The 1,827-nt window shown below is 58.5% G+C and carries 2 protein-coding genes; both read left to right on the forward strand.

The window, feature by feature from the left end:
- The coding region (locus P7F28_RS07350; RefSeq protein ID WP_277183857.1) for an SDR family NAD(P)-dependent oxidoreductase at positions 1–508 on the forward strand (508 nt) is incomplete at its 5' end.
- 24 nt (positions 509–532) lie between these two features.
- Positions 533–1,705: an ROK family protein gene (locus P7F28_RS07355; RefSeq protein ID WP_277183858.1), complete on the forward strand. Its 1,173-nt coding sequence runs from the start codon at positions 533–535 to the stop codon at positions 1,703–1,705.
- Positions 1,706–1,827 lie beyond the last annotated feature (122 nt).

Below are 1,827 nucleotides of genomic sequence, written 5' to 3' on the forward strand. Positions count from 1 at the left end.
CGATATTCTTGTGAATAACGCCGGCGTAGCGATCCACGGCGACAGCGGTGATTTCGACGAAGCGCGCTGGCGTACGATCATGAGCCTGAATCTCGATGCCGTATTTCGCGCATGCCGCGCCGCGCTCGTCCCGATGCGCGCGCAAGGCAGCGGCGTGATGCTCAATATGGGCTCGATTTCCGGCATCGTTTCGAATATTCCGCAGAATCAGGTGGCTTATAACAGCTCGAAGGCGGCGGTGCATATGATGACCAAGAGCCTTGCCAGCGAGCTTGCGACCGAGAATATTCGCGTGAATGCGGTGGCGCCGGGCTACATCGAAACGGACATGTCGCGCGGTGGGATAGAAAATCCCGAGTGGTTCAAGATCTGGAGTGGCATGACGCCGATGGTGCGCGTCGGTCAGCCCGAGGAAGTCGCGGCGGCAGCGCTGTTTCTGTGTTCGCCTGCGGCAAGCTATGTGACCGGCGAAGTGTTGGTGGTCGATGGCGGTTATACGACGCGATGAATCGATCGAATGGAGTTTTCTCGCGTGTCGAATAAGCACACTCGGCATCAGCATGGTTTCAACGGACCGCGCGTGCGTGACCTGAATCGCGCGCTGGTGCTCGAAGTCATTCGTCAGGAACCGGGCATCGGACGTGCGGATATCGCAGCGGCCACGCGCCTGACGGCGGCGACGATCACGAATATCGTTGGCGGTCTGATCGGTGAAGGCGCGGTGGAAGAATCGGTGGATCGTGAAGTCAGGGCGACGGGACAGCCGGTGCGGAGCTTGCGAATTATTCCGGACTACGCATCGACTATCGGGTTGCACTTCGATCATGAATTCGCAACCGGCGTGCTGGTCGATGTAGCGGGTAATGTGATCCATAAAGCGCGGCAAGAGTTGTCGATCGAAGACCCGCAGGCAGCGGTTGACGTGCTGGCGAAGTTATATGAGACGCTGTATGCGCATCGCGATCGCGTGGGAAAACTGCTTGGCGTAGGCGTTTCTGTGATGGGACCGATCGACAATGCGCGCGGACGTGTGTGTCAGTCGGCGCAGTATCCGGCGTGGCGCGAGTTCGAGTTTCGCGACGCGCTGTCGCGGCATGTCGATCACGAGATTCATATCGAGAACAACGGCACGGCGGCGGGACTCGGTGAGTACTGGTTCGGCGACGGGCGGCATTTCGGCAGCTATCTGCACGTGTTTATCGGCAATGGATTGGGTGGTGCGTTGCTGATGAATCGACGTGCGGTGCGCGGTCTGACGGGCAATGGATGCGAGATCGGGCATGTGAATGCGTATCGCGATGGCGAGCCTTGTTTTTGTGGGGCGCGTGGGTGTCTGGAGACGATTGTGTCCTTGCGCGGACTTGCGCATGCGCTGGGTGTTCAGCATATCGGTGATGTTGATTTGAGTTGCTTGGATGCGCGGCAGCGTGTGGCCTTTGATCTTTGGATCGATCGGGCTGGGGCGGATTTGGGGCGGGTGTTGGCGAGCGTTTCTAATATTGTTGATGTGGCGGATGTGATTGTTAATGGCTTGCTGCCGTCTGGTGCTTTGCTCAGGTTGATCGATGCGGCGCGGGATGGGGCTGCTGTTTATGAAATGCAGGGGCGGCCGGGGGGGATTGCTTTGCACTGCGGGCGGGCTGAGAGTGAGGTTTCTGCAGCGCTCGGCGCGGCGACTGTGCCGTTTTATGGGAACTTGTTTTAGGTGCTGCTTGCGGTTGTTGTGCTGTTTATTCAGTAGCCGCCTCCCCGGCGGGGGGGGTAACTTTCTTTGCTGCTGCAAAGAAAGTCACCAAAGAAAGCAGCTTTTTCAACCAGACACTGCCC

The sequence above is a fragment of the Caballeronia sp. BR00000012568055 genome, from assembly GCF_029439455.1.
Lineage (GTDB): Bacteria > Pseudomonadota > Gammaproteobacteria > Burkholderiales > Burkholderiaceae > Caballeronia.